At 67.6% G+C, this 22,445-nt stretch carries 27 protein-coding genes; 21 read left to right on the top strand and 6 right to left on the bottom strand.

Translation table 11 applies throughout. From position 1 onward, the window contains the following. The first annotated feature begins 65 nt into the window (after window positions 1-65). From K0H49_RS14830 to K0H49_RS14850, 5 genes are all read left to right on the top strand, one after another. A complete protein-coding gene (locus tag K0H49_RS14830) occupies window positions 66-767 on the top strand; it encodes a 3-oxoacid CoA-transferase subunit A (protein ID WP_219213851.1) in 702 nt (233 codons plus the stop codon). Continuing rightward, the gene (locus K0H49_RS14835; protein WP_219213854.1) at window positions 764-1,420 is read left to right on the top strand and encodes a 3-oxoacid CoA-transferase subunit B; all 657 of its coding nucleotides are present in this window, start codon (window positions 764-766) and stop codon (window positions 1,418-1,420) included. The genes K0H49_RS14830 and K0H49_RS14835 overlap by 4 nt, the downstream gene beginning before the upstream one ends. Before the next feature lie 34 nt (window positions 1,421-1,454). Continuing rightward, window positions 1,455-2,663 (top strand): 3-oxoadipyl-CoA thiolase, encoded by a 1,209-nt coding sequence (gene pcaF, locus K0H49_RS14840; RefSeq protein ID WP_219213856.1) that lies wholly within the window; start codon window positions 1,455-1,457, stop codon window positions 2,661-2,663. Between the two features lie 59 nt (window positions 2,664-2,722). Then, the gene (locus K0H49_RS14845; RefSeq protein ID WP_219213859.1) at window positions 2,723-3,451 is read left to right on the top strand and encodes an SDR family NAD(P)-dependent oxidoreductase; all 729 of its coding nucleotides are present in this window, start codon (window positions 2,723-2,725) and stop codon (window positions 3,449-3,451) included. Between the two features lie 124 nt (window positions 3,452-3,575). Then, window positions 3,576-4,586 carry a Bug family tripartite tricarboxylate transporter substrate binding protein gene (locus K0H49_RS14850; RefSeq protein WP_219213862.1) on the top strand — a complete coding sequence of 337 codons (1,011 nt, stop codon included), beginning with the start codon at window positions 3,576-3,578 and terminating at the stop codon, window positions 4,584-4,586. Window positions 4,587-4,727: 141 nt separating this feature from the next. Here the strand turns inward: K0H49_RS14850 and kefC are convergent, their stop codons facing one another. Together kefC and kefF are read right to left on the bottom strand one after the other, a co-directional pair. Next, complete coding sequence (gene kefC, locus K0H49_RS14855; protein WP_219213865.1) at window positions 4,728-6,563, bottom strand: glutathione-regulated potassium-efflux system protein KefC; 1,836 nt, start codon at window positions 6,561-6,563, stop codon at window positions 4,728-4,730. A gap of 2 nt (window positions 6,564-6,565) precedes the next feature. Next, entirely contained in the window at window positions 6,566-7,291 is a 726-nt protein-coding gene (gene kefF / locus K0H49_RS14860) for a glutathione-regulated potassium-efflux system oxidoreductase KefF (protein WP_219213868.1), read from the bottom strand. 101 nt (window positions 7,292-7,392) lie between these two features. On the opposite strand from kefF, the gene K0H49_RS14865 reads away from it, so the two are divergent. Then, a complete protein-coding gene (locus K0H49_RS14865; protein WP_219213872.1) occupies window positions 7,393-7,851 on the top strand; it encodes a MaoC family dehydratase in 459 nt (152 codons plus the stop codon). 6 nt (window positions 7,852-7,857) lie between these two features. On the opposite strand, the gene trmL is transcribed toward K0H49_RS14865, so the two are convergent. Together trmL and K0H49_RS14875 are read right to left on the bottom strand one after the other, a co-directional pair. Beyond that, window positions 7,858-8,319 (bottom strand): tRNA (uridine(34)/cytosine(34)/5-carboxymethylaminomethyluridine(34)-2'-O)-methyltransferase TrmL, encoded by a 462-nt coding sequence (trmL, locus tag K0H49_RS14870; RefSeq protein WP_219213875.1) that lies wholly within the window; start codon window positions 8,317-8,319, stop codon window positions 7,858-7,860. Between the two features lie 31 nt (window positions 8,320-8,350). Beyond that, a complete protein-coding gene (locus K0H49_RS14875) occupies window positions 8,351-9,067 on the bottom strand; it encodes a ComF family protein (RefSeq protein ID WP_219213877.1) in 717 nt (238 codons plus the stop codon). Window positions 9,068-9,089: 22 nt separating this feature from the next. Between K0H49_RS14875 and K0H49_RS14880 the strand changes: the two genes are divergently transcribed. The 8 genes from K0H49_RS14880 (at window position 9,090) to K0H49_RS14915 (ending at window position 15,451) form a co-directional block, all read left to right on the top strand. Next, window positions 9,090-10,001, top strand: coding sequence for a methyltransferase domain-containing protein (locus tag K0H49_RS14880; RefSeq protein WP_219213880.1), 912 nt, complete (start codon window positions 9,090-9,092; stop codon window positions 9,999-10,001). A gap of 139 nt (window positions 10,002-10,140) precedes the next feature. Next, entirely contained in the window at window positions 10,141-10,617 is a 477-nt protein-coding gene (locus tag K0H49_RS14885) for a DUF2244 domain-containing protein (RefSeq protein ID WP_219213882.1), read from the top strand. A 62-nt stretch (window positions 10,618-10,679) separates the two neighbouring features. Beyond that, on the top strand, window positions 10,680-11,861 hold the full coding sequence (gene coxB / locus K0H49_RS14890) for a cytochrome c oxidase subunit II (RefSeq protein ID WP_219213885.1): 1,182 nt from the start codon (window positions 10,680-10,682) through the stop codon (window positions 11,859-11,861). A 48-nt stretch (window positions 11,862-11,909) separates the two neighbouring features. Next, on the top strand, window positions 11,910-13,541 hold the full coding sequence (ctaD, locus tag K0H49_RS14895; RefSeq protein ID WP_219213888.1) for a cytochrome c oxidase subunit I: 1,632 nt from the start codon (window positions 11,910-11,912) through the stop codon (window positions 13,539-13,541). 25 nt (window positions 13,542-13,566) lie between these two features. Beyond that, window positions 13,567-13,677, top strand: coding sequence for a cytochrome oxidase small assembly protein (locus K0H49_RS14900; RefSeq protein ID WP_219213891.1), 111 nt, complete (start codon window positions 13,567-13,569; stop codon window positions 13,675-13,677). A gap of 1 nt (window position 13,678) precedes the next feature. Continuing rightward, a complete protein-coding gene (locus tag K0H49_RS14905) occupies window positions 13,679-14,305 on the top strand; it encodes a cytochrome c oxidase assembly protein (protein ID WP_219213894.1) in 627 nt (208 codons plus the stop codon). Further along, window positions 14,302-14,511 carry a DUF2970 domain-containing protein gene (locus K0H49_RS14910; protein WP_183027117.1) on the top strand — a complete coding sequence of 70 codons (210 nt, stop codon included), beginning with the start codon at window positions 14,302-14,304 and terminating at the stop codon, window positions 14,509-14,511. Before K0H49_RS14905 ends, K0H49_RS14910 begins: the two co-directional genes overlap by 4 nt. Before the next feature lie 58 nt (window positions 14,512-14,569). Further along, window positions 14,570-15,451 (top strand): cytochrome c oxidase subunit 3, encoded by an 882-nt coding sequence (locus tag K0H49_RS14915; RefSeq protein ID WP_219213897.1) that lies wholly within the window; start codon window positions 14,570-14,572, stop codon window positions 15,449-15,451. 86 nt (window positions 15,452-15,537) lie between these two features. Here the strand turns inward: K0H49_RS14915 and K0H49_RS14920 are convergent, their stop codons facing one another. After that, window positions 15,538-15,759 carry a twin transmembrane helix small protein gene (locus K0H49_RS14920; protein WP_183027119.1) on the bottom strand — a complete coding sequence of 74 codons (222 nt, stop codon included), beginning with the start codon at window positions 15,757-15,759 and terminating at the stop codon, window positions 15,538-15,540. 54 nt (window positions 15,760-15,813) lie between these two features. On the opposite strand from K0H49_RS14920, the gene K0H49_RS14925 reads away from it, so the two are divergent. From K0H49_RS14925 to K0H49_RS14950, 6 genes are read left to right on the top strand one after another with little or no spacing between them, the layout of a single operon-like run. Continuing rightward, entirely contained in the window at window positions 15,814-16,602 is a 789-nt protein-coding gene (locus tag K0H49_RS14925; protein ID WP_374122361.1) for an SURF1 family protein, read from the top strand. Continuing rightward, a complete protein-coding gene (locus tag K0H49_RS14930; RefSeq protein WP_219213900.1) occupies window positions 16,589-17,269 on the top strand; it encodes a hypothetical protein in 681 nt (226 codons plus the stop codon). The genes K0H49_RS14925 and K0H49_RS14930 overlap by 14 nt, the downstream gene beginning before the upstream one ends. Before the next feature lie 3 nt (window positions 17,270-17,272). After that, entirely contained in the window at window positions 17,273-18,475 is a 1,203-nt protein-coding gene (locus K0H49_RS14935; protein ID WP_219213904.1) for a COX15/CtaA family protein, read from the top strand. After that, a complete protein-coding gene (gene cyoE / locus K0H49_RS14940; protein ID WP_219213907.1) occupies window positions 18,472-19,389 on the top strand; it encodes a heme o synthase in 918 nt (305 codons plus the stop codon). The genes K0H49_RS14935 and cyoE overlap by 4 nt, the downstream gene beginning before the upstream one ends. 7 nt (window positions 19,390-19,396) lie before the next feature. Continuing rightward, window positions 19,397-19,993, top strand: coding sequence for an SCO family protein (locus K0H49_RS14945; RefSeq protein WP_219213909.1), 597 nt, complete (start codon window positions 19,397-19,399; stop codon window positions 19,991-19,993). Window positions 19,994-20,000: 7 nt separating this feature from the next. After that, the gene (locus tag K0H49_RS14950; protein ID WP_219213912.1) at window positions 20,001-20,828 is read left to right on the top strand and encodes a DNA alkylation repair protein; all 828 of its coding nucleotides are present in this window, start codon (window positions 20,001-20,003) and stop codon (window positions 20,826-20,828) included. A 42-nt stretch (window positions 20,829-20,870) separates the two neighbouring features. Here the strand turns inward: K0H49_RS14950 and rpoH are convergent, their stop codons facing one another. Beyond that, a complete protein-coding gene (gene rpoH / locus K0H49_RS14955; RefSeq protein WP_219213914.1) occupies window positions 20,871-21,815 on the bottom strand; it encodes an RNA polymerase sigma factor RpoH in 945 nt (314 codons plus the stop codon). A gap of 229 nt (window positions 21,816-22,044) precedes the next feature. On the opposite strand from rpoH, the gene K0H49_RS14960 reads away from it, so the two are divergent. Then, window positions 22,045-22,254 (top strand): hypothetical protein, encoded by a 210-nt coding sequence (locus K0H49_RS14960; RefSeq protein ID WP_219213916.1) that lies wholly within the window; start codon window positions 22,045-22,047, stop codon window positions 22,252-22,254. Window positions 22,255-22,445 lie beyond the last annotated feature (191 nt).

Raw genomic sequence — 22,445 nt, forward strand, 5'->3', positions numbered from 1 at the left:
AACAAATTGGCGAGCGGTCCCGGCGCAACACGCGCACTTCCTTTCCCCTTCCGGAGACAGATTCCATGATCGACAAGATCGCGCCTTCGATTGCCGATGCCATGGCCGGCATCCAGGACGGCGCCACCGTCCTCATCGGCGGCTTCGGCACCGCCGGCATCCCGCTCGAACTGATCGACGGCCTGATCGCGCAGGGCGCGAAGGACCTGACCGTGGTCAACAACAACGCGGGCAACGGCGAGACCGGCCTGGCCGCGCTGCTCAAGGCCGGCCGCGTGCGCAAGATCATCTGCAGCTTCCCGCGCCAGGTCGACAGCCAGGTCTTCGACGGCCTGTACCGCAGCGGCAAGCTGGAGCTCGAACTGGTGCCCCAGGGCAACCTGGCCGAGCGCATCCGCGCCGCCGGTGCCGGCATCGGTGCCTTCTTCTGCCCGACGGGCTACGGCACGCAGCTGGCCGACGGCCGCGAAACCCGCGAGATCGACGGCAAGCAGTACGTGCTCGAGTACCCGATCCACGGCGACGTGGCGCTGATCAAGGCCGAGGCCGGCGACCGCTGGGGCAACCTGCTCTACCGCAAGGCGGCGCGCAACTTCGGCCCGGTGATGGCCATGGCCTCGAAGAAGACCATCGCGACCGTGCACGAGGTGGTCGAGCTCGGTTCCTTCGACCCCGAGGCGATCGTGACGCCCGGCGTGTTCGTCCACCATGTCGTCAAGGTCGAGCGCGTCGCGACCCAGGCCGGCGGTTTCAAGAAGGCAGCATGACCATGAGCACCCCCACCTACCAGCGCCGCACCAAGGACCAGCTCGCCGCCCGCGTGGCGCAGGACATCTTCGACGGCGCGGTCGTCAACCTCGGCATCGGCCAGCCCACGCTGGTGGCCAACCACCTGCCGGCCGGCCGCGAGATCGTGCTGCAGAGCGAGAACGGCATCCTGGGCATGGGCCCGGCCCCGGCCGCGGGCGACGAGGACTACGACCTGATCAACGCCGGCAAGCAGCCGGTCACGCTGCTGGCCGGCGGCTCCTACTTCCACCATGCCGACAGCTTCGCGATGATGCGCGGCGGCCATCTCGACATCTGCGTGCTGGGTGCCTTCCAGGTCTCGGCCACCGGCGACCTGGCCAATTGGAGCACCGGCGAGGAGGGCGCGATCCCCGCGGTCGGCGGCGCCATGGACCTGGCCATCGGTGCGAAACAGACCTGGGTCATGATGGACCTGCTGACCAAGGCCGGCCTGAGCAAGGTCGTGGCCCAGTGCAGCTATCCGCTGACCGGCATCGGCTGCGTCAAGCGGGTGTACTCGGACCTCGCGACGCTCGAATGCACGCCCGCCGGCCTGAAGCTGATCGACACGGTCGACGGCCTCTCGCACGCCGAACTGGAAAAGCTGATCGGCCTGCCGATCGCCGCCTGATTCATCGAACGACACCACCCAAGGAAGAGACACCATGAGCAGCAAGCAAGCCTTCATCTGCGACGCCATCCGCACGCCCTTCGGCCGCTACGGTGGTGCGCTCTCCAGCGTGCGCGCCGACGACCTGGGCGCGATCCCGCTCAGGGCGCTGATGGAACGCAACGCCAACGTCGACTGGCAGGCCGTGGGCGACGTGCTCTACGGCTGCGCCAACCAGGCGGGCGAGGACAACCGCAACGTCGCGCGCATGTCGGCGCTGCTGGCCGGCCTGCCGCTGGAACTGGGTGGCGCCACCATCAACCGCCTCTGCGGCTCGGGCCTGGACGCGGTCGGTTCGGCCGCGCGCGCCATCAAGGCGGGCGAAGCCGGCCTGATGATCGCGGGTGGTGTCGAGAGCATGAGCCGCGCGCCCTTCGTGATGCCCAAGGCCGAGTCGGCCTTCAGCCGCGCCAACGCGGTCTACGACACCACCATCGGCTGGCGCTTCGTCAACAAGCTGATGAAGGCGCAATACGGCGTCGACTCGATGCCCGAGACGGCCGAGAACGTGGCCACCGACTACAAGATCGAGCGCGAGGCGCAGGACCGCATGGCCCTGGCCTCGCAGCAGCGCGCCGTGGCGTCGCAGAAGTCGGGCTTCTTCGACGCGGAGATCGTGCCGGTGCACGTGCCGCAGAAGAAGGGCGACGCGATCGTGGTGAGCAAGGACGAACACCCGCGCGACACCAGCCTCGAGGCGCTGGCCAAGCTCAAGCCCATCGTGCGGCCCGACGGCACCGTGACCGCCGGCAACGCCAGCGGCGTGAACGACGGCGCCTGCGCGCTGCTGCTGGCCGACGAGGCCAGCGCCGCGAAGCACGGCCTCACGCCGCGGGCCCGCATCGTCGGCATGGCGACGGCCGGCGTCGCGCCGCGCGTGATGGGCATCGGCCCGGCGCCCGCCACGCAGAAGGTGCTGGCGCTGACCGGCCTCACGATCGACCAGATCGACGTGATCGAACTCAACGAGGCCTTCGCGGCCCAGGGCCTCGCGGTGCTGCGCCTGCTGGGCCTGAAGGACGACGACGCGCGCGTCAACATCAACGGCGGCGCGATCGCGCTGGGCCACCCGCTGGGTGCCAGCGGCGCGCGCCTCGCGACCACCGCGGTCAACCAGCTGCACAAGAGCGGCGGCCGCTATGCGCTGTGCACCATGTGCATCGGCGTCGGCCAGGGCATCGCCCTGATCCTCGAACGCGTCTGAGCGCGTTCTGTTTCCGGGGCCGTGCGTGCGCGGCCCCTTCTGAAGTTCTGGGAATCTAGATGAGTCAACAAGAAGTCGCCCTGGTCACGGGCGGCAGCGCCGGCATCGGCCGCGCCACCTGCGAAGCGCTGCTGGCCCAAGGCCGCACCGTCGTCAACCTCGACTACAACCAACCCGCCTGGACGCACGAGAAGCTCGTGTCCTTCCAGGCCGACCTCACGCGCGAGCAGGACACCAAGGAAATCGCGGCCCACATCGCGTCGCAGTACGCCGTGACCGCGCTGGTCAACAACGCCGGGGCCACGCGCCCCGGCACCATCGACACGGCCACCATGGCCGATCTCGACTACGTGGTCGGCCTGCACTTCAAGGCCAGCATGATCCTGATCCAGGCCGCGCTGCCCGCGCTGCGCGCTTCCGGCCGCGGCCGCATCGTGAACGTGTCCTCGCGCGCCGCGCTGGGCAAGCCCGAGCGCATCGTCTACTCGGCCACCAAGGCCGGCATGGTCGGCCTGACGCGCACGCTGGCGATGGAACTCGGCGGCGACGGCATCACGGTCAACGCCGTGGCGCCGGGCCCGATCGCGACCGAGCTGTTCCGCAACAGCAACCCCGAAGGCGCACCGCAGACCCAACGCATCATCGACAGCATCGTCGTGAAGCGCCTGGGCACGGCCGACGACGTGGCCCGCGCCACGATGTTCTTCCTCTCGCCCGACAACGGTTTCGTCACCGGTCAGGTGCTGTACGTCTGCGGCGGCACGACCTTGGGCGTCGCGCCCATCTGACCTCGCCGCGGGCCCGGGCCATCGCCCGCGCGCCCGCGCACTTCCTCGAACGGGCCGGTCCCGTTCGCTTCGCGTGCGGGCGCCATGCCGCCTGCGCTGGTTCCACCTTTTCCAAGGCTTTCCCATGACCCGTTTCTTCCCTGTTGCCGCGCCCAAGCGCCGCACCTTCGTCCTGGCCACCGTGGCCGCCGCCGGCGCACTGTCGCTGGCGCCGCTGGCCGCACAGGCCCAGGCCGCGTTCCCGAGCAAGCCCATCACCATCATCGTGCCCTTCTCGGCCGGCGGCACCACCGACATCCTGGCGCGCGTGGTCGGCCTGCACATGGGCACCGACCTCGGTCAGCCGGTGGTGGTCGACAACCGCGCGGGTGCGGGCGGCAACATCGGCGGCCAGGCGGCCGCGCGCGCGAACCCCGACGGCTACACGCTGTTCATGGGCACGGTCGGCACGCACGCCATCAACCAGAGCCTCTACAAGAAGATGCCTTTCGACCCCATCAAGGACTTCGCACCCCTGTCGCGTGTCGCGATGGTGCCGAACCTGCTGGTGGCCAACCCCGCCCAGCCCTACAAGAGCGTGAAGGAATTGATCGCCTACGGCAAGGCCCACCCTGGCAAGATCAACTTCGGTTCCTCGGGCAACGGCAGCTCGATCCACCTGTCGGGTGAGCTGTTCAAGCAGATGACCGGCGTCGACATGCAGCACGTGCCCTACCGCGGCAGCGCGCCGGCCGTGTCCGACCTGCTGGGCGGCCAGATCTCGGTGATGTTCGACAACATGCCCTCGGCGATCCAGCACGTGCGCGGCGGCAAGCTGCGCGCCCTGGCCGTGACGACCGCCAAGCGTTCGCCCGCGCTGCCCGACGTGCCGACCATCGCCGAAGCCGGCGTGCCCGGCTACGAAGCCACCTCGTGGTTCGGCCTGCTGGCCCCGGCCGGCACCCCCGCGCCGATCGTCGCCAAGCTCAACGCCGCGATCCTCAAGGCATTGGCCGATCCCGAAGTGAAGAAGAAGCTGGCCGAGCAGGGCGCCGAATCGCACGGCGAGAAGCCCGAAGAGTTCGCGGCCTTCATCAAGAGCGAGACCGCCAAGTGGGGCAAGGTCGTGAAGGAATCGGGCGCCAGCCTGGATTGATCCGTCGTTCTGGGAACGTGTGAAGGAACCGTTGCGAGCGCCCTGAGCCTGCCAAGGCTGAGTTCGGGAGCGGAGCCGCACTCGCGTGCGGTGAGCACCGCAGATGCGGGATCGGGGTGCGCAGCAGGTTCATTCGCACGTTCAGTCGTCGCGCCGGTCCCAGTCCGCGCCCGAGCGCTGCTGGCGCTCTTCGCGCTCGCGCGCCATCTGCTCCTCGAACTGCTGGCGGCCTTCCTTGGCCACCGCGATCAGCTTGGCCCGGTCCTTGTAGTGCGGATAGGACTGGTGCATGAGCTTGAGGTTGCGTCGGCGGAAGGCCATCGCCGATTCGCGCGCCTCGTGCGCGGGCCAGCCCAGCACCTCGAGCACCGAACGTGCGCTGCGCAGTGAAGACTCGAACAGTTCGCGTTCGATGAATTCCACCTTGCGGTCGAGCAGCTGGTAGAGATGGCTCACGTTGCGCGCCCGCGCGACCAGTTTCGCCTGCGGGAAATGCTCGCGCACCAGGTCGACGATCTCCAGCGACTGGTCGATGTCGTCCACCGCCACCACGATGGACAGCGCGCTGCCGGCCCCCGCGGTGCGCAGCAGGTCGAGCCGCGTGGCGTCGCCGTAGAACACCCGGAAGCCGAATTCACGCAGGCCCTGCACCGTGTCGGGGTTGTGGTCGAGCACCGTCACGTCGATGCGCTGCGAGAGCAGCATGCGACCCACGATCTGGCCATAGCGGCCGAAGCCGCAGATCAGCACCTTGGGGTCCTGCTGTTCGGAGATCTCCTCCAGTTGCGGGCCAGCCGACAGGTTGTAGCGCGGCAGCAGGAACTTGTCGATCGCGACCAGCAGCAGCGGCGAGATCAGCATCGACAGCGCGACCGCGCCGATCAGGAAGGACGCGACGCCCGGCGGCAGCACGTCGGGGCCGGCCGCCTGGAACACCACGAAGGCGAATTCGCCGCCCTGCGCGAGCAGCAGCGTGAACACCGGCCGCTGCTGGTAGGGCACGCCCATGGCCTTGGCCAGCGTGTAGATCACCACGAACTTGAGCGCCAGGAAGCCGAACACGACCAGCGCCATCAGCCCCGGCTGCGCCATCAGCACGCCGAAGTCGATGCTCATGCCGACCGCGATGAAGAACAGCCCCAGCAGCAGGCCCTTGAAGGGCTCGATGTCGGTTTCCAGCTCGCGCCGGTACTCGCTCTCGGCCAGCAGCACGCCGGCGAGGAAGGCGCCCAGCGCCATCGACAGGCCGACGAACTGCATCAGCGCCGCGATGGCCACCACCAGCAGCAGCGCCGCGGCGGTGAAGATCTCGGGCGTGTTGCTGCGTGCGATCCAGCGCAGCACGGGCCGCAGCAGCAGCCGGCCGCCCAGCACGATGCCGGCGATCACGCCGACGATCTTGGCGGCCTCGAGCGCGCGCGCCGCGCCGCTCATGGCTTCGTGTGCGTCGGCGCCGGCACCGGCCAGCAAGGGCAGCAGCGCGAGGATCGGGATCGCGGCCACGTCCTGGAACAGCAGGATCGAGAAGCCGGCCTGCCCGCTGGCGGTGGGCAGCAGGTTGCGTTCGCCGAAGACCTGCAGCGCGATCGCGGTGGACGACAGCGCCAGGCCGAGCGCCGCGACCAGCGCCACGCGCCAGCTCGCGCCGCCCAGGTAACCGACCGCGAACAGCACGCCCGCGCAGACCAGCACCTGCGCGCTGCCCCAGCCGAAGATCGGCCGCCGCAGGTTCCACAGGCGCGCGGGTTCGAGTTCGAGGCCGACCAGGAACAGCATCAGCACCACGCCGAACTCGGCGAAGTGCAGCACGTCCTCGACGCTGGAGACCAGCCCCAGGCCCCAGGGCCCGATGGCGATGCCCGCGGCCAGGTAGCCGATGATGGAGCCCAGGCCCAGCGCCTTGGACAGCGGCACCACCAGCACGGCGGCGCTCAGGTAGATCAGGCTGCTGGTGAGCCAGGCGGGTGCGTGTTCCATGCTCAGGCTGCCTTTTTCTCGTCGGCCGCCGCAGCCGGTGTCGCCAAGGCGGCCAGCGCCCGCTGCATCTTGTCGCTGAAGGCGGCGCTCTGGTCGACCTCTACGGGCGGCCGGTCGGCCGCCGGGACCTCGCAGGCCGGGCAGTCGCCCAGCGCGTCGAGTTCGGGCCAGGCCGGGTAGCTGGCCAGGCGCTGGGCGAAGGTCTCGACGTGCGCCGTGACCTCGGCTGCGTCGGCGCTGCGCGCGCCGTGCAGGATCATCGGCGGCAGGAAGCGCATGCCGCACAGCGCGGCGGTCTGCTCGTAGGGCGGCAGGAAGGCGTCGAAGAAGTAGCGGTTGTAGCTTTGCGGGTGGTAGCTCTCCTGCGGGCCGCCGGTGGTCGCGACCAGCCACAGGGCCTTGCCGCGCAGTGCGGTGCCGCCGGTGCCGTAGGCCCAGCCGTAGTGCAGCACCTCGTCGAGCCAGAGCTTCTGCAGTGGCGGCATGGCATACCACTGGATGGGGTGCAGCAGCACCAGCAGGTCGGCCCGCGCCAGGCGTTCGCGCTCGGCGTGGGCGTCGATGGCGTAGTCGGGGTAGCTGCCGTAGAGGTCGTTGACGTCGAGTCCCGGCACCTGCCGCGCGGCCGCCAGCATGCGCCGGTTGACGCGCGAATCGCGCCAGCGCGGATGGGCGGCAATCACATAGATGCGCGCCGCCCCGGTTCCCGTTTCTGTTGTTGTAGTCATATCCCGCGAACATAGCGCAGCCGGCGCATCCTGTGCCGGTCCGCGGTTGTTGTCGCCGCGCGGACAGCGCGGGCGCGAGGGGCCGGCGTACAGTGCGTCGCATGAAAAAGACATTCCAGACCCTGGCGGATCTCGCCGCCTGTGTTGGCCAGGAAGTCGCGGTGAGCGACTGGCTGACCATCACCCAAGCGCAGGTCAACCAGTTCGCCGAGGCGACCGGCGACCACCAGTGGATCCACGTCGATGTCGAGCGGGCCAAGGCCGGCCCCTTCGGCGCGCCGATCGCGCACGGCTTCCTCACGCTGTCGCTGCTGCCGAAGTTCTACGAGAACGCCTTCGACGTCGTGGAGTCGCGCATGGGCGTGAACTACGGGCTGAACCGGGTGCGTTTCATGACGCCGGTGCCGGTCGGCAGCCGGCTGCGCGGCCGCATGAAGCTGCTGTCGGCCGAGCCGATCGCCGGCGAGGGCCTGCAGATGGTCTGGGAAACCACGATCGAACTCGAAGGCGCGGCCAAGCCGGCCTGCGTGGCCGAGTCGGTGGTGCGGCGCTTCAAGTAAGCCGAACTAGCCGAAGCCGTTCTGCCGCCAGGCTTCGAACACCGTCACGGCCACGGCATTCGACAGGTTGAGGCTGCGCTGGCCTTCGCGCATCGGCAGGCGCAGCTTCTGCGGCGGCGCGAAGCTGTCGCGCAGTTCGGGCGCCAGGCCCCGGGTCTCCGAGCCGAAGACCAGCCAGTCGCCGGGCTGGAAGGCCACGTCGTGCACCGCCCGGGTGCCGCGGGTGGTCAGCGCGAACATGCGCTCGGGCGCGGGGGCCTCGCTGGCCAGCAGGGCGGCCCAGTCGGCATGGCGCTTCACTTCCGCGTACTCGTGGTAGTCGAGGCCGGCGCGGCGCAGCAGCTTGTCGTCCATCGAGAAGCCCAGCGGCTCGACCAGGTGCAGCGTGCAGCCGGTGTTGGCCGCCAGGCGGATCACGTTGCCGGTGTTCGGCGGGATTTCGGGTTCGACCAGGACGATATGGAACATGGGGCCGATTGTCGCGGCCCCGGGGCCGCCGTCAGTGCGGCGGATCGGTGCGGGCCAGCACCAGGCCGGTGATGTGCGCCGCGCCGGCCGCGCGCAGCACCGCCGCCGCCGCGAACAGCGAGGCTCCGCTGGTCATCACGTCGTCGAGCAGCACGATGCGCCGTCCTTCGATCTCGGCCGCGCGCAGTGGCTCGAGCGCGAAGGCACCGCGCAGGTTGCGCAGGCGCTCGGCGCGGGTCAGCCCGCTCTGCGCCGTCGTGTCGCGGGTGCGCAGCAACAGCGTCGCATCGGTCTTGCGGGGCGCCAGGCGCCGTGCCAGCGCAAGCGCCTGGTTGAAGCCGCGCTCGCGCAAGCGGGCCGTCGACAGCGGCATCGGCAACAGCAGGTCGCAGGCTTCCAGCGCCGGCTCCACCCAGGGCGCGCTGCGCATCAGCGTGGCGAAGGGCCGGGCCCAGCCGGTCTGGCCCTGGAACTTGAATTCGCCGATGTGGCCCGGCCAGGGCCAGGCATAGGCGCAGGCGGCCAGGCAGGCGTCCAGCGGTGGCGGATGCCGCACGCACTCGCCGCAGTGCGTGACCCCGGCCGGCAGCGGCAGGGCGCAACGGGCGCAGCGCGGTGTCGGTGGCGCGAAGCGCGCCACGCAGGCGTCGCAGACCGGCTGCGAAGGCCAGGCGCGGCACACCGCGCACTGGCTGGGCAGTCGCCCTAGCAGAGACGAGAAAGGCCGTGTGGCCAGGCTGGAACGCATCGCTCAATATACTGAGCTTCCCATGCCTACCGATCCCGTTCAGCGCCCGCCGACCATCGATACACCGGCCGCCGCAAGGTGGGCCCGACTGCCGGCCGTGCCGAGTTCGCCCTGGCTGCACGAGGAGATCGGCCGACGCATGGAGGACCGGCTGCAATGGATCACCGCCAAGCCCAAGCGCTGGGCCGACTGGTCGCCGCTGCGCGGCGGGCTCGAGGCGCACGCGCTGGTGGCGCGGCGCTACCGCGATGCGCAGCCCTATGTGATCGAGCCCGATGCGGCGCTGGCGGCCCGGACCGCCGAAGCCCTGAACACCCCCTGGTGGAGCGCGCGCCGCTGGCAGGGCGTGCGCGCCCGCGTCGAGGCCCCGCCTGAAGCCGAAGGCGGCGTCGATCTGCTGTGGGCCAACATGGCGCTGCACATGGCGGCCGATCCGCAGGCGCTGATCGCCGAGTGGCATCGGCACCTGGCGACCGACGGTTTCCTGATGTTCTCCTGTCTCGGACCGGACACGCTGCGCGAGCTGCGCGCGCTGTACGAAACGCTGGGCTGGCCGCCCGCCTGCCACCAGTTCACCGACATGCACGACTGGGGCGACATGCTGGTGGGCGCGGGTTTTGCCGAGCCCATCATGGACATGGAACGCATCGTGCTGACCTGGGCCACGCCCGAGGCGGCGTTCGCCGAATTGCGCGGGCTGGGGCGCAATCTGCACCCGGCGCGCTTCGCCGGCCTGCGTGGGCGCGGTTGGCAAGCCGAGCTGGCCGGGGCGCTGGCCGGATCGGCCGCGCAAGCCGCCGATGGCCGCATCTCGATGACCTTCGAAATCATCTACGGCCATGCCTTCAAGCCGCCGCCGCGCGTGGCGCTGTCCGGCGAGAGTGCGGTTTCCCTGCGCCAGATGCGCGAGATGCTGCAGCGCGGGCGGCCTTGATCGAGGTCAAATTGTGCAACCGACCCGCTACAATCCGCGGTTGCGTGAACTCCCGGGGCTTTTCCCTCGTTCGATGACTGCCCAACCTGGCTGAAACGGGAGCGGTGGCCGTCGAAGAACCGATCTGCCGAACTCGTCCGTGTCGAATTCCGTGTTTCGTTTTGCCACCGTCTCAGGCCAGAGCATCCACTGGTTCCTGAAGCGCAACTGCTCGGTCACCCCGAGTCAGCTGGGGTGGCTCTACGCGTCGCTTTGCGTCATCTCGCTGGGCGTCGGCACGGGTTTCTGGCTGAACGGCGCACCGCTGGTGCTGCCGTTTGCATGGATCGAGCTCATTGCGGTCGGCGTCGCTTTCATGCTGTATGCCAGGCACGCGACCGACGGAGAGCGGATCGAGTTGCAGGGCGGACGGCTGGTGGTCGAGCTGGAAAACGGAGGGCGCTTCGAGCGCACGGAGTTCTTGCCGCACCAGGTGAGGGTCGAGCCGCAGATCAGCGATCGTTCGCTGATCGAGGTGTCGGGGCAGGGTCGGTCGGTCAAGGTGGGGCGCTATGTGCGCCCCGAATTGCGCGCGGCGCTGGCGCGCGAGATTCGCATGGCATTGCGTGGCGGTTGAGCGGCACGGGGCCCGCACCGTGCAGGCCGGTGGGTTAAACGGAAATTGAAGAAGTGAACACGATGAAGAGCATTTGGCGCAACAAGTACAGGCCGGCGAATTTGCTGCTGGCGGCCAGCGCGGTCCTCGGCGGCGCGGCGCATGCAGTCGAAGACCTGCCGGGCGGGCCGATGGTGCGCCAGTTGAACATGCCGATCGGCGTGACCAAGATCGCGCAGGAACAGCATTTCCTGCACACGGTCATGATGATCCTGTGCACCGTGATCTTCCTTGCCGTGTTCGCGGTCATGTTCTATTCGATCTGGAAGCACCGCAAGTCGGTGGGCCACAAGGCGGCCAACTTCCATGAATCGGTGGTGGTCGAAGTCATCTGGACCATCGTGCCCTTCATCATCGTGATCCTGATGGCCTTGCCGGCCACCAAGGTGCTGGTCGCGCAGAAGGACACCACCAACGCCGACCTCACCGTCAAGGCCACGGGCTACCAGTGGAAGTGGGGCTACGACTACATCACCGGCGAAGGCGAGGGCCTGGGCTTCATCTCGACGCTCGACAGCTCGCACCGCGCGATGTCGAATGCCGGCGCCAAGGGCGAGATCCCGGCCGACTACCTGTTCAAGGTCGACAACCCGCTGGTGGTGCCGGTCGACAAGAAGATCCGCGTGATCACCACCGCCAACGACGTGATCCACGCCTTCGCCGTGCCCCAGTTCGGCATCAAGCAGGACGCGATCCCCGGCTTCGTGCGCGACACCTGGTTCCGTGCCGAGAAGGTCGGCGACTACTACGGCCAGTGCCAGGAACTGTGCGGCAAGGAACACGCCTACATGCCGATCCACGTGAAGGTGGTCTCGGCCGCCGACTACACGGCCTGGGTCGACGTCAAGCGCAAGGAAGCCGCCGCCAAGCTCGACGACCCGAACAAGGTCTGGGCGCTGCCCGAGATGCTGGTGCGTGGCGAGAAGGTCTATGCGGCCAACTGCGCCGCCTGCCACCAGGCCAACGGCAAGGGCGCCGGCCCGATCAAGCCGCTCGACGGCTCGGCCAAGGTGCTCGACGCCGACCACACCGACCAGATCAATGTGCTGCTCAAGGGCCAGAACAACGGCGCGATGCCGTCCTGGAAGCAACTGAGCGACACCGACATCGCCGCCGTCGCGACGTACACCAAGAACAGCTGGTCGAACAAGACGGGCCAGTTGGTGCAGCCGGCCGAAGTGAAGACCGAGCGGGCCAAGCTCTAAACAAGAGGCCAAGCGCCCCGCGACGAAGAAATTGCAAGGAACATTGAAATGAGTGCAGTCCTCGACCCACACGGTCACGCCCACGGCGATCACGCGCACGACGACCATCACCACGCGCCCACCGGCTGGCGCCGCTGGCTGTTCGCGACCAACCACAAGGACATCGGAACGCTGTACCTGCTGTTCTCGTTCACCATGCTGATGGTGGGCGGCGTGCTGGCGCTGCTGATCCGCGCCGAGCTGTTCCAGCCCGGCCTGCAACTCGTGAATCCCGAGCTGTTCAACCAGTTCACGACCATGCACGGTCTGATCATGGTGTTTGGCGCGATCATGCCGGCCTTCGTGGGCTTCGCGAACTGGATGATCCCGCTGCAGATCGGCGCCTCCGACATGGCCTTCGCGCGGATGAACAACTTCAGCTTCTGGCTGATGATCCCCGCCGCGCTGATGCTGGTGGGCTCGTTCTTCATGCCTGGCGGCGCACCCGCTGCCGGCTGGACGCTCTACGCACCGCTGACGCTGCAGATGGGCCCGTCGATGGACGCGGGCATCTTTGCGATGCACATCCTCGGCGCCTCGTCGATCATGGGCTCGATCAACATCATCGTGACCATCCTCAACATGCGCGCCCCGGGCATGACGCTGATGAAGATGCCGATGTTCTGCTGGACCTGGCTCATCACCGCCTACCTGCTGATTGCCGTGATGCCCGTGCTCGCCGGCGCCATCACGATGACGCTGACCGACCGCCACTTCGGCACCAGCTTCTTCAACCCCGCCGGCGGCGGCGACCCGGTGATGTACCAGCACATCTTCTGGTTCTTCGGCCACCCCGAGGTCTACATCATGATCTTGCCGGCCTTCGGCATCGTGAGCCAGATCGTGCCGGCCTTCGCCCGCAAGAAGCTGTTCGGCTACGCCTCGATGGTGTACGCCACCTCGTCGATCGCGATCCTGTCCTTCATCGTGTGGGCGCACCACATGTTCACCACCGGCATGCCGGTGACGGGCCAGCTGTTCTTCATGTACGCGACCATGCTGATCGCGGTGCCCACGGCGGTGAAGGTGTTCAACTGGATCGCGACGATGTGGCAGGGCTCGATGACCTTCGAGACGCCCATGCTGTTCGCGGTCGGCTTCATCTTCGTGTTCACGATGGGCGGCTTCACCGGCCTGATCCTGGCCGTGGCCCCGATCGACATCCAGCTGCAGGACACCTACTACGTGGTGGCCCACTTCCACTACGTGCTGGTGGCCGGTTCGCTGTACGCGATGTTCGCCGGCTTCTACTACTGGTGCCCGAAGTGGACCGGCGTGATGTACAACGAGACCCGCGGCAAGATCCACTTCTGGTGGTCGCTGATCTCCTTCAACGTCACCTTCTTCCCGATGCACTTCCTGGGTCTGGCGGGCATGCCGCGTCGCTATGCCGACTACCCGATGCAGTTCGCCGACTTCAACGCGGTGGCTTCGGTCGGCGCCTTCGGCTTCGGTCTGGCACAGGTGTACTTCTTCTTCTTCGTCGTGCTGCCCGCCATGCGCGGCAAGGGCGAGCCTGCCGCGGCGAAGCCGTGGGAAGCCGCCGAAGGCCTCGAATGGGAAGTGCCGTCGCCGGCGCCGTTCCATACCTTCGAAACCCCGCCCAAGCTCGACGCGACCGCCACCAAGGTGATCGGCTGAACGGCCGCACGACGGATTGTCTGCAATGACCCCTGAACAGAAAAAGAGCAACCGACGCATGGGGCTCACGCTGGCCTCCATCGCGGTGCTGTTCTTCATCGGTTTCATGGCGCGCATGGCCTGGTTCGGACGCTGACATGGCACTGGGTTCCTCCCTCCGCCGCGAAAACGTCCGCATGGTCGGCAAGCTGGCGATCGTCGCCTGCGGCATGTTCGCCTTCGGCTATGGCCTGGTGCCGCTCTATCGCGCGATCTGCGAGATGACCGGCATCAACATCCTGGCGTTGTCCGAACTGGACGTGCCGGGTGGCGCATCGGGTGGCAAGAACGTCCGCGTGCCCGACAACACGCAGGTCGACACCTCGCGCACGATCACCGTCGAGTTCGATGCCAACGTGCGCGGCCTCTGGGACTTCAAGCCCGCGCAGAGCTCGATGCAGGTGCATCCGGGTCAGCTGAACACCGTGATGTACGAGTTCCAGAACACGCAGAACCGCCGCATGGCGGCACAGGCCATTCCGAGCTATGCGCCCCAGCAGGCCGCGCCGTACTTCAACAAGCTCGAGTGCTTCTGCTTCAACCAGTACACGCTGGACTCGGGCGAGAAGAAGCAGTGGCCGGTCGCCTTCGTGATCGACCCCAAGATTTCCAAGGACGTGAAGACCATCACGCTGTCGTACACCTTCTTCGAGGTGGGTGGCAAGACGCCCGCGGCGCCGACGGCATCGGCCGCGCCGCTGGTGGGCGAGGAACCGCGCTCGTGAGTCCGGCTGCCGCACCCCGCAAGGGTTCCATCTGGCGCACCGTCAAGGCGGTGGCCTGGGGCTTTTTCGGCGTGCGCAAGAACAGCGCCTATCAGGAAGACATCGCCCGGCTCACGCCGCTGCACATCGTGGCCGTCGGCCTGGTGGCGGTGGCGGTGTTCGTCGGCGCGCTGATCGTGCTGGTGAAGTACGTGGTTGCGGCCTGAGGCCACGACAAGAATTGCCCCATAGAAACGAAAACGAGAGAGAAAGCCAGGAACGGATATGAGTTCAACCACCCACGGCACCACGCCTTACTACTTCGTGCCCGGGCCGTCGCGCCACCCGATCATGGCGGCCATCGGCCTGTTCTTCGTGATCCTGGGTGCGGGGCAGTGGATCAACGCGCACCAATGGGGCGCCTACTCGCTGGCCTTCGGCCTGCTGTGGTGGTGGGTCGTGCTGTACCAGTGGTTCAGCGAGTCGATCCGTGAAAGCGAAAGCGGGCAGTACGGTCACAAGATCGACCTGTCCTACCGCTGGAGCATGAGCTGGTTCATCTTCTCGGAAGTGATGTTCTTCGGCGCGTTCTTCACCGCGCTGTGGTGGACCCGCACCCATTCGCTGCCCGCGCTCGGCAGCCTGGACAACGCGCTGCTGTGGCCCGACTTCAAGGCCGTCTGGCCCAGCGTCGCGGCCGGCGTGACCGGTTCGCCGGCCGGCATCGTCGAGCCCTTCCAGACCGTCGGCCCCTTCTGGCTGCCGACCATCAACACCGCACTGCTGCTGAGCTCGGGCGTGACCCTGACCATCGCCCACCATGCGCTGCGCGCCGACCATCGCGCCCAGTGCATCCGCTTCATGTGGCTGACCGTGGTGCTGGGCATCGTGTTCCTGTGCGTGCAGGGCTACGAGTACTACCACCTGTACACCGAACTGAACCTCAAGCTCAGCTCGGGCGCCTACGGTTCGACCTTCTTCATGCTGACCGGCTTCCACGGCCTGCACGTGTTCATCGGCATGCTGATGCTGCTGTTCATCACGCTGCGCCTGCAGAAGGGCCACTTCACGGCCGAGCGCCACTTCGGCTTCGAAGGCGCCGCCTGGTACTGGCACTTCGTCGACGTGGTGTGGTTGGGTCTCTACTTCCTGGTCTACTGGCTTTGAGCATTCCGACCGGTCCGAAAAAAAAGCGCCGGAAGGCGCTTTTTTCATGGTCTCCCTGGTCCTGGTGGACCTGGAACGAGCACGATCTACTTGCCGATCGGCAGCCCGCCGGGCGTGATGTAGCCCAGCTTCCAGCCCAGCAGCACGCAGAGGAACAAAAGGACCGACAGGCCGATCCGAACAGTGAGCGCGCGCACCATGCCGCCGCTCTTGGCACGGCCATCCCGGCCGTCTTTCATCATGAAGAACAGGGCCCAGCCCAGGCTGGCCAGGATGCCCGCGAACGCAAGGGCGAGGACGTATTTCATGAACCCGATTATCGGCCTCGCGAGGCACCTCCGGTGCTGAACGACGCATCCCCCGTGCCCGTGCGCGCTCCCCGACGCGGGCGCTTCTGGCTGGTCACGCTGGCGGCCGTGCTGACGCTGGCCACCACCGTGTCGCTCGGCCGCTGGCAGTTGTCGCGTGCGGCGCAGAAAGAAGCGCTGCAGGCCGAGATCGATGCGCAGAAGCTGCTGCCGCCGCTCGACCAGGATGCGTTCCTGGCGCTCGAGAAACCGGCGCAGGCGCTGCACCGCCCGGTGCACCTGCGCGGCCTCTGGCTGGCGCCGCAGACCGTCTACCTGGACAACCGCCAGATGCGCGGCGTGCCCGGCTTCTATGTGCTGACGCCCTTCGCCATCGAAGGCAGCGAGCAGACGGTGATGATCCAGCGCGGCTGGGTGCAGCGCAATTTCACCGACCGCACGCAGCTCATGCCGATCGAGACGCCCGGCGGACTGGTCGAGGTGACGGCGCTGGTCGCCACGCCGCCCTCGCATCTGTTCGAACTCGGCAAGGAGGCTGCGCCGACGCCGGCACCCGAGGGCCAGCAGCCTTCCGTGGGGTCTTCCCCCATCCGGCAGAATCTCGACCTCGAAGCCTTCCGCGCCGAGACCCGGCTGCCCTTGCGCACCGACCTCTCGCTCCAGCAGACCGGCGCCGCCTCCGAAGGCCTGCAGCGCGAATGGCCCGCCCCCGCGCTGGGCGTCGAAAAGCACTATGGCTATGCATTCCAGTGGTTCGGCCTCGCGGCCCTCGTCGTCTTCCTCTATGTCTGGTTCCAACTCATCGCCCCCCGGCGCAGCAAGGCCCGTGATGTCCGCTCCTGACGAGCCGCTCGGCCTGACCGTGCACTCGATGCCTTCGCCGACGCAGGCCATGCAGGGCGGCGATGGGCGTCGCACCGCGCTCGGCCGCTGGAAGATGGCGGCCGTGATGTTGTGTTGCGCCGCCCCGGTGGTCGCTTCCTACTTCACCTACTACGTGGTCCGGCCCGAAGGCCGCAGCGTGTACGGCGAACTGATCGACCCGCAGCGTCCGCTGCCGGCGCTCAACGCCGTGGCGCGCGACGGCACCTCGACGCCGCTGCCCGCGCTCAAGGGCCAGTGGCTGCTGGTGACGGTGGCCGATGCGGCCTGCGATGCGCTGTGCGAGCAGCAGCTCTATCTGCAGCGCCAGTTGCGCGAGAGCCTGGGCCGCGAAAAAGACCGGCTCGACCGCGTCTGGCTGGTGAGCGATGCGGCCCCGGTGCCTGCGCGCCTGGACAACGGCCTGCACGGTGCCACCGTGCTGCGCGTGCCGGCCGCCGACCTCGCCCAATGGCTGCTGCCCGCGGCGGGCCATACGCTGGCCGAGCATCTGTTCGTGGTCGACCCGCTGGGCAACCTGATGATGCGTTTTCCGGCCCGCATGGATGCCGAGGGCGCGGGCCACGCCAAGCGCGACCTGGGACGTTTGTTGCGGGCGTCGTCGTCCTGGGACGAGGCAGGCCGCTGAGTCGTGATGGAAACGCAGTCTCTCTACGACCTCACGCCCATCGCCTGGCTCATGGCCATGGGCGTGTTGATCGCGCTCGGTCCGCTGTTCTGGGTCTGGCGGCGCAACGCCGGCGCCGGGCCCGCGCGTCGTTTGCATGCGCTGACCGTGCTCACGCTCTTCCTCACCTTCGACCTCACGCTCTTCGGCGCCTTCACCCGGCTCACCGATTCGGGCCTGGGCTGCCCCGACTGGCCCGGCTGCTACGGCAACGCCAGCCCGCTGGGCGCGCGGCACGAGATCGCGATGGCGCAATCGGCGCAGCCCACCGGCCCGGTCACGCACAGCAAGGCCTGGGTCGAGATGGTGCACCGCTACCTCGCCACCGGCGTGGGCGTGCTGATCCTGGTGCTGTCCGTCGCCACCTGGATCGAACGCCGCCGCCAGCGCCGCTTGTCCGCGCGCGAGGCGGCCGACGCACCGCAGGCGCTCAGCGCCTGGTGGCCCGCCGCGACGCTGGTCTGGGTCTGCCTGCAAGGCGCGTTCGGTGCGCTCACGGTCACGCTCAAGCTGTTCCCGGCCATCGTCACGCTGCACCTGATGGGCGCCATCGTATTGCTCGCGCTGCTGTGCATCCAGGCCGTGCGCTACCGGCAGGCCGCCGCTGCGCGTGGTCCGGTGCCGATCGCCTCGCCGCTGCGCACGCTGCTGGTCGCCACCACCGCGTTGCTGGCACTGCAGATCGCGCTGGGCGGCTGGGTCAGCACCAACTATGCGGTGCTGGCCTGTACCCAGTTCCCGACCTGCCAGGGCAGCTGGTGGCCGCCGATGAATTTCGCCCAGGGTTTCCAGATCTGGCGTGAGCTGGGCGTCGACACCGCGGGCACGCCGATCGACTTCGCGGCGCTCACGGCCATCCACTATGTGCATCGCCTGATGGCCTACCTCGTGTTCGTCGCGCTGGGCGTGCTGGCCTGGCGCCTGCACCGCATCGTTGCGCTGCGCTTCTCGGCACGCTGGCTGGCCGGGCTCGCACTGCTGCAACTCGCCACCGGCCTGGGCAACGTGCTGCTGGGCTGGCCGCTGGCCGCCGCGGTGCTGCACACGGGCGGTGCCGCGGCGCTGGCCGTGGTGCTGGTCTGGACGCTGTGCGAGAGCCGGCGCGAAAAGAATGCGCTGCCGGTGCGTGGCACCGCCCCGCGTTCGGGCACCATGGGGGCCGCATGAGCAGACCCGTTCCCACCCCCCCCGCACCGCAAAGCGCCTCGACGGCCAGCGTGATCCGCCAGTTCTATGCGCTGACCAAGCCGCGCGTCGTTCAACTCATCGTCTTCTGCGCCCTGATCGGCATGGTGCTGGCCGTGCCCGGCGCGCCGAGCCTGGCCGACGTGGAGCGCGCGGTACTGGCCTGCATCGGCATCTGGCTGGTGGCCGGCGCGGCCGCGGCCTTCAACTGCCTGGTCGAGAAGGGCATCGACGCCAAGATGAAGCGCACGGCCTGGCGCCCGACCGCGCGCGGCGAGCTCAGCGACCGGCAGGCGCTGATCTTCTCGGCGCTGTTGTGCGCCGCCGGCTCGGCCTTGCTGTGGTTCACCGTCAACCCGTTGACCATGTGGCTGACCTTCGCCACCTTCGTCGGCTATGCGGTGGTGTACACCGTGATCCTCAAGCCGCTGACGCCCCAGAACATCGTGATCGGCGGCGCCTCGGGCGCGATGCCGCCGGTGCTGGGCTGGGCCGCGATGACCGGCGACGTCGGCCCGGAAGCGCTGATCCTGTTCCTGATCATCTTCCTCTGGACGCCGCCGCACTTCTGGGCATTGGCGCTCTACCGGGTCGAGGACTACCGCAAGGCCGGCCTGCCGATGCTGCCGGTCACGCACGGCAACGCGTTCACACGGTTGCAGGTGCTGCTCTACACCTTCATCCTGTTCGCGGCCTGCCTGATGCCCTTCATCTACGGCATGAGCGGCTGGCTGTACCTCGCGGTGGCGGTGGTGGTGAGCATCGGTTTCAGCGGCTACGCCTTCGCGCTGTGGCGCAACTATTCCGATGCGCTCGCGCGCAAGACCTTCCGTTTTTCCCTGATCCACCTGAGCGTGCTGTTCGCGGCACTGCTGGTCGATCACTACCTTCTCTGACGACGCCATGCACAAGCGACATTTCCTGCAGTGGGCCGGCGCAGCCGCCCTGGTCGGTACCAGCCTTGCCGCCTGTACCGAGGCCAAGCCCAACTTCAATGCCGTCGACATGACCGGCGCGGACTACGCCAAGGACTTCGCGCTGACCGATGCCGAGGGCAAGCCGCGCACGCTGCAGGACTTCAAGGGCAAGGTGGTGGTGCTGTTCTTCGGCTACGCCCAATGCCCCGACGTCTGCCCGACCACCATGACCGAGATGGCGCAGGTCAAGCAGCAACTGGGCAAGGACGGCGACAAGCTGCAGGTGCTGTTCGTTACGGTCGACCCCGAGCGCGACACGCCCGAGGTCATGAAGGCCTATATGGGCGCCTTCGATCCCTCGTTCGTCGCGCTGATCCCGACGAACGAGCAACTGGTCGCGATGGCCAAGGACTACAAGGCCTACTACAAGAAGGTCGACGGCAAGACGCCCACCAGCTACTCGATGGACCACTCGGCCGCCAGCTACATCTACGACACGCAGGGACGGCTGCGCCTCTACGCGCGCTACGGCATGGGCGTGGCGCCGATGGTGGCGGACGTGAAGACGCTGCTCGCTTCCTGAACAAGGCATGGCGACGGCGGCGGGCTCGGTCGAGCACCTGAAGGGGCGCAAGGGCGCGTTCCGCATCGCATTGATCCCGCCCGAAGTGCTGCAGGCCCTCAACGACGGCCGGCTCGAGACCGTCAACCTCAACGAATTCATGGCGCTGGCGCTGCCGCAGCTGGCGCGCAGCGTGGCCGGGCACATCGGCCTCGATGCGCAGCACGAACGGCTGCTCGACACGCTGGCGATGCTCGACGCCTTCAAGCCGATGCAGCGCCACGGCCACATCGCCCGCGTGCTCTACGACCTGGCGGCGCAGCACGGCGAACGCGACGCCGTGGCCCACAGGCTGGCCACGCACCCCAGCGACGTCGCGCGCTGCTGGGCCGCGCAATGGGTCACGCTGTCGGGCCTGCCATTGCCGGCGCAACTGGAGGCGGTCCGGCGCTTTGCCGCCGATCCGCATTTCGGCGTGCGCGAGATCGCATGGATGGCGGTACGCGACGCGGTCATCGCCTCGCTCGACGAAGCGCTGGCGTTGTTGCAGCCCTGGGTGAGCGATCCCGATCCGAACATCCGTCGCTTTGCCAGCGAGCTCACGCGCCCGCGTGGCGTGTGGTGCGCGCAGATCGAGGCGCTCAAGACCGAGCCCTGGCGCGCGCTGGCCCTGCTCGAGCCCTTGCGCGCCGACCCGAGCCGCTACGTGCAGAACTCGGTGGCCAACTGGCTCAACGACGCCAGCAAGAGCCAGGGGGAGTGGGTCGACACGCTTTGCGCGCGCTGGGTGACGGCGTCGGACACGCCCGAGACGCGCTACATCGCGAAGCGGGCGTTGCGCACGCTCTCCAAATGACAAAGCCCGGCACGCCGGGCTTTGTTCTTCTGGGAAAAGGTCTTACGCGTAATCCGCGAGCGCCTTCTTCATCTTCTTCATGGCCGCCACCTCGATCTGGCGGATGCGCTCGGCCGATACGCCGTAGACCGCGGCCAGGTCGTGCAGCGTCATGCCGCCCGAGCCGTCGTCGTTCACCTTGAGCCAGCGCTCCTCGACGATCCGGCGGCTGCGCTCGTCCAGCGCTTCCAGTGCGGTCGCGATGCCGTCGCTCGACAGCTTGTCGCGGGCGCGCGACTCGAGCTGCGCGGTCGGCTCCTGTGTGGCGTCCGCCAGGTAGGCGATCGGGCCGAAGGCATCGTCGCCGTCGTCCGAGGGGCTCGGGTCGAGCAGCACGTCGCCACCCGAGAGACGCATCTCCATCTCGAGCACCTCTTCGCGCTTGACGTTGAGCTTCTCCGCCATCTGCGTGATCTGGCCTTCGGTCAGGGTCGTGCGATGGGTGTCGCCGTCAGCGGCGGCATCGTCGGCCTTGAAACCCTGCTTCATCGAACGCAGATTGAAGAACAGCTTGCGCTGCGCCTTGGTGGTGGCGACCTTCACCATGCGCCAGTTCTTCAGGATGTACTCGTGGATCTCGGCCTTGATCCAGTGCATGGCGTAGCTCACCAGCCGGACGCCCTGGTCCGGATCGAAGCGCTTCACCGCCTTCATCAGGCCGATGTTGCCCTCCTGGATCAGGTCGCCGTGCGGCAGCCCGTAGCCCAGGTACTGGCGGGAGATGGAGACGACGAGGCGCAGGTGCGACAGGATCAGGGCACCGGCCGATTCGAGGTCGTTGTGGTCACGCAGACTGCGCGCAAAGCCCTGCTCTTCCTCGAGGGTGAGCAGCGGCAGGCGGTTCGCAGCCGAAATATAGGCATCCAGGTTGCCCAGCGGCGGCACCATCGACCAGGGGTTGGCGACGGCGAGTTGGTGGGTCATAGAGGCTCCAGACAGGCTTGTCATTGGGGAAACTCCTTCGTTGGTCGACATATTAGCACTCGGTTGGAGGGAGTGCTAAGGCAAGGGTTCCCTGGGTCGGAGGGGGCGGCGGCAGAGTTTTGTCTCGAAATCGATCAGTGGGCGCCGCCCCAGGAGCCCATGAAGAGCATGGTCCACGGCGCCTTCTCTATATGTAGTGGGATGGCGCGTGCCTGCTGGGGCGCAGTCCCACGCCGCCCCGTCATTGAAGTGCTTGCGATGCGACAGTGAGGAGAAGGAGAAGGAGAAGGAGAAGGAGAAGGAGAAGGAGAAGGAGAAGGAGAAGGAGAAGGAGAAGGAGAAGGAGAAGGAGAAGGAGAAGGAGAAGGAGAAGGAGAAGGGTTGCTGGCGTCGAGATCCAGGGTGCGATGCGCGCGCCGCGCGAACTTCTTGTCTTCACTCCCTTGCAAAGCCTCGTTTATGACATACACTTGAGGGCTTCGCTCAGCAGACGTCATGTACGAAAGCAGATCGGGGTGGGGTCGGAAGGCTTCACTCTGACGGGCAAAGAAAAAAGCCGAAAGGTTTGACGAAGTTGCCAAAACCGAGTCATAATCGAAGGCTGCGCTGAAAACGAATCGCGGTTGAGCTTCAGGAAGACGAGAGTTGATTGAA

The organism is Variovorax boronicumulans (assembly GCF_019352895.1).
Lineage (GTDB): Bacteria > Pseudomonadota > Gammaproteobacteria > Burkholderiales > Burkholderiaceae_C > Variovorax > Variovorax boronicumulans_A.